This is a genomic window from Pseudomonas sp. P5_A2_2 (assembly GCF_054177685.1).
In genome coordinates, this window is the sequence record NZ_JBGCUL010000368.1 from 1 (window position 1) to 4,339 (window position 4,339).

Consider the following 4,339-nt stretch of genomic DNA (forward strand, 5'->3'; position numbering starts at 1 on the left):
CAGACGCTGCTCGGTGTGACCGGCTCGGGCAAGACCTTCAGCATCGCCAACGTCATTGCCCAGGTGCAGCGCCCGACCCTGGTGCTGGCGCCGAACAAGACCCTGGCGGCGCAGTTGTACGGTGAGTTCAAGGCGTTCTTCCCGAACAACGCGGTGGAGTATTTCGTTTCCTACTACGACTACTACCAGCCGGAAGCCTACGTGCCGTCCTCGGACACCTTCATCGAGAAAGACGCCTCGATCAACGATCACATCGAACAGATGCGTCTGTCGGCGACCAAGGCCTTGCTCGAGCGCAAGGACGCGATCATCGTCACCACGGTGTCCTGCATCTACGGTCTGGGCAGTCCGGAAACCTATTTGAAGATGGTGTTGCACGTGGATCGCGGCGACCGGCTCGATCAGCGCGAATTGCTGCGACGCCTGGCCGACCTGCAGTACACCCGCAATGACATGGATTTTGCCCGCGCGACCTTCCGCGTGCGTGGCGATGTGATCGATATCCACCCGGCGGAATCCGATTTCGAGGCGATCCGCATCGAGTTGTTCGACGATGAAGTGGAAAGCCTGTCGGCGTTCGATCCGCTGACCGGCGAAGTCATTCGCAAACTGCCGCGTTTCACCTTCTACCCGAAGAGCCACTACGTGACGCCACGGGAAACCCTGATGGACGCGGTCGAAGGCATCAAGGTCGAGTTGCAGGAGCGCCTGGAATACCTGCGCTCCAACAACAAACTGGTGGAAGCCCAGCGCCTGGAGCAGCGCACCCGTTTCGATCTGGAGATGATCCTCGAACTGGGTTACTGCAACGGCATCGAAAACTACTCGCGCTATCTGTCCGGCCGCGAAGCCGGCGCGGCGCCACCAACCCTTTACGATTACCTGCCGGCCGATGCCTTGCTGGTGATCGACGAATCCCATGTCAGCGTTCCGCAGGTCGGTGCCATGTACAAGGGCGACCGCTCGCGTAAAGAGACCCTGGTCGAATACGGTTTCCGCCTGCCCTCGGCCCTGGACAACCGGCCAATGCGTTTCGATGAGTGGGAAAGCATCAGCCCGCAGACGATTTTCGTCTCGGCGACGCCAGGTAACTATGAAGCCGAGCACGCCGGGCGCGTCATTGACATGGTGGTGCGCCCGACCGGGCTGGTGGACCCACAAATCGAGATCCGCCCGGCACTGACCCAGGTCGACGACTTGCTGTCGGAAATTACCAAGCGCGTCGCAGTCGAGGAGCGGGTGCTGGTCACCACGCTGACCAAGCGCATGGCCGAGGATTTGACCGATTACCTGGCCGACCACGGCGTGCGCGTGCGTTACCTGCACTCGGACATCGACACCGTGGAGCGGGTCGAGATCATCCGCGACCTGCGCCTGGGCACCTTCGATGTGCTGGTGGGCATCAACCTGTTGCGCGAAGGTCTGGACATGCCGGAAGTCTCGCTGGTAGCGATCCTCGATGCCGACAAGGAAGGCTTCCTGCGGTCCGAGCGCTCGCTGATCCAGACCATCGGCCGCGCGGCACGTAACCTCAATGGCCGGGCGATTCTCTATGCGGACCGCATTACCGGTTCCATGGAACGGGCAATCGGCGAAACCGAGCGTCGTCGCGACAAGCAGATTGCGTTCAACCTGGCCAATGGCATCACGCCGAAGGGCGTGTTCAAGGACGTTGCCGACATCATGGAAGGTGCCACCGTGCCCGGTTCGCGCAGCAAGAAGCGCAAAGGCATGGCCAAGGCCGCCGAGGAAAACGCCAGGTACGAAGCGGAATTGCGCTCGCCGGGCGAGATCGCCAAGCGTATCAAGGCCCTGGAAGAGAAGATGTATGCGTTGGCGCGTGATCTGGAGTTTGAAGCAGCGGCGCAGATGCGCGACGAGATTACCAAGTTGCGCGAGCGCCTACTGACTGTTTGATCTTTAGTGCCTGAACTGGCCTCATCGCGAGCAGGCTCACTCCTACAGGGTTCAATGTGATCCCTGTAGGAGTGAGCCTGCTCGCGATTGGGGCAACTCGGTCTCAGTGCGCTTCCCCAGCCTTCAACCCCACCGGCAATTTCCTGGTCAGCAACACCGCCAGCATGCTGATCCCCAGCGCAATCCCGACAAAATGAAACGCATCGTTATAGGCCATGATCGACGCCTGTTGATGCGCAATTTCGCTGAGTTTGCCCAGTGCCGCCGTTTCACTGCCCAGTCGGTCGGTCAACGAGGCAATGCGCTCGGCCACCTGCGGATTGCTCGGCACGATCGATTCACGCAGGTAGTCAAAGTAAACCTTGGTCCGCGCATCCAGCAGGGTGGCGAGCAGGGCGATGCCGATGGCGCCGCCGAGGTTGCGCAGGATGTTGAACAGGCTCGATGCCGATCCCGCATCCTGAGGCAGGATGTAGGCGGTAGCGATCAGCGAGATGGTGACCATGATCAGCGGCTGGCCCAGGGCGCGGATGATCTGGATCTGATTGAACTGTGGCCCGGCAAAGTCCGGGTTCAGCACGCCCGAAGAGAAACTCGCCAATCCGAATAGTCCGAAGCCCAGCGTGCACAGCCATTTCGGCGAGACGAACTTCATCAGTTTGGGCACCAGCGGAATCAGAAACAGCTGCGGTATGCCCATCCACATGATCACTTCACCGATCTGCAGGGCGTTGTAGTTCTGGATCTGCGCCAGGTACAGCGGCAGCAGGTAGATCGAACCGTACAACCCGACCCCCATTCCGACGCTGGAAATGCTGGATAAACCGAAGTTGCGGTTGCCGAGGATGCCGAGATTGATCAGTGGATTGGGTTTGGAAAACTGCACGATCACAAAGGTGATCAGGCTGACCAGCGCGATGCTGCCCAGGGTCACGATCAGGTTCGACTCCAGCCAGTCCTTGCGATGGCCTTCCTCCAGGAATACCTGCAAGCAACCAAGCCCGACGCCGAGGGTGAGAATGCCGGCGTAGTCGGTGCTTTTGAGCAATTCCCAGTGGGCTTCTTTCTTCTCCAGGCCGTACATCAGGCCGGCAATCATGATCAGGCCGGGCGGGATGTTGATGTAGAAGATGTATTCCCAGCCCCAGTTTTCCGTCAGCCAGCCGCCAAGGGTCGGGCCGATGGAGGGGGCGAAGGTGGCGGTCATGGCGAACATGGCCATGCCCTTGGCGCGGTGGTGTTCCGGGAGTTTGATCAGGGTGAGGGTGAACGCCAGCGGAATCAGCGCGCCACCGGTAAACCCTTGCAGGGCGCGGAACACGATCATGCTTTCCAGGCTCCAGGCCATGGAGCAGAGCAGGGAGGCCGCGAGAAACCCGAGGGACACCCACACGGCCAGGCGTCGCGCCGACAGCAGCTGCACCAGCCAGGCGGTGAGCGGAATCATGATGATTTCCGCCACCAGGTACGAGGTGGAAATCCACGAACCTTCTTCCAGGGTCGCCGACAGCGCGCCCTGGATGTCCTTGAGCGAGGAGTTGGTGATCTGGATGTCGAGCACCGCCATGAAGGCACCGAGCATCACGCTCATCACCGCGATCCAGTCCCGCCGGGTCGGTTCGCCGACCGGGCGGATCAGTTGATCACCGGCCATTGTCAGCGGCGTCTTTGCTGCTCACTTTGGTGGTGACATCTTCAGGGGCGTCCTTGATGTTCACCTTGGCGGTCACCGACATGCCCGGACGAATCTTGCCGCGCAGCGGGTTGTCCGCGGCGAAGGTCAGTTTTACCGGAATCCGTTGTACGACCTTGGTGAAGTTGCCCGTGGCGTTATCCGGCGGTAACAGGCTGAACTGCGCGCCCGATGCGGCGAACAGGCTGTCGACCCGGGCTTCGATCGGCGTGTCGCTGTAGGCGTCGAAGGTCAGCTCGGCTTTCTGGCCGGGCTGCATATGGCCGATCTGGGTTTCCTTGAAATTGGCCTGAATCCAGATGTCTTCATCGGGCACGATCGACAACAGGTAAGCGCCGGCCTGCACGTATTGGCCATTGCGTGCAGCGCGCTGGCCGATCAGACCGCTGATGGGGGCGTGGATTTCGCTGCGGGTGAGGTTCAGTTCAGCCTGGGCCAGATCGGTTTCGGCGTTGGCAATCTGTGCGTCGAGGCGTTTGATCTCGGCGGTCAGTGCATTGACCTGCTGGCGCTGACTTTGCGCGTCGGCCTGGGCCTTGGCCACTTGCGAGCGGGCAATGTGGGATTCGGCGGAGAGGGTGGTCACCCGTTCTTCCGAGACATAGCCGGGTTTGCGCAAGGTCTCGGCGCGGGTCAGATCGATCTGCGAGCGACCCAGGCTGGCCTGGCTGGACGCGACTTGCGCTTCGCTGGCGGCAATCAGGCTGGCCTGCTGGGTCAGTTTGCTCT

3 protein-coding genes are annotated in these 4,339 nt (G+C 61.0%); 1 reads left to right on the plus strand and 2 read right to left on the minus strand.

The genetic code is table 11. The annotated features are described in order from the left end of the window. Positions 1 to 1,917: excinuclease ABC subunit UvrB (gene uvrB, locus ACXRVY_RS18525; RefSeq protein ID WP_458237937.1), on the plus strand; the 1,917-nt coding region annotated here is incomplete at its 5' end. A 103-nt stretch (positions 1,918 to 2,020) separates the two neighbouring features. On the opposite strand, the gene ACXRVY_RS18530 is transcribed toward uvrB, so the two are convergent. After that, complete coding sequence (locus ACXRVY_RS18530; protein WP_223457341.1) at positions 2,021 to 3,511, minus strand: MDR family MFS transporter; 1,491 nt, start codon at positions 3,509 to 3,511, stop codon at positions 2,021 to 2,023. A 49-nt stretch (positions 3,512 to 3,560) separates the two neighbouring features. Then, positions 3,561 to 4,339 (minus strand): HlyD family secretion protein (locus ACXRVY_RS18535; protein WP_458237938.1); only part of this gene is annotated, 779 nt, incomplete at its 5' end.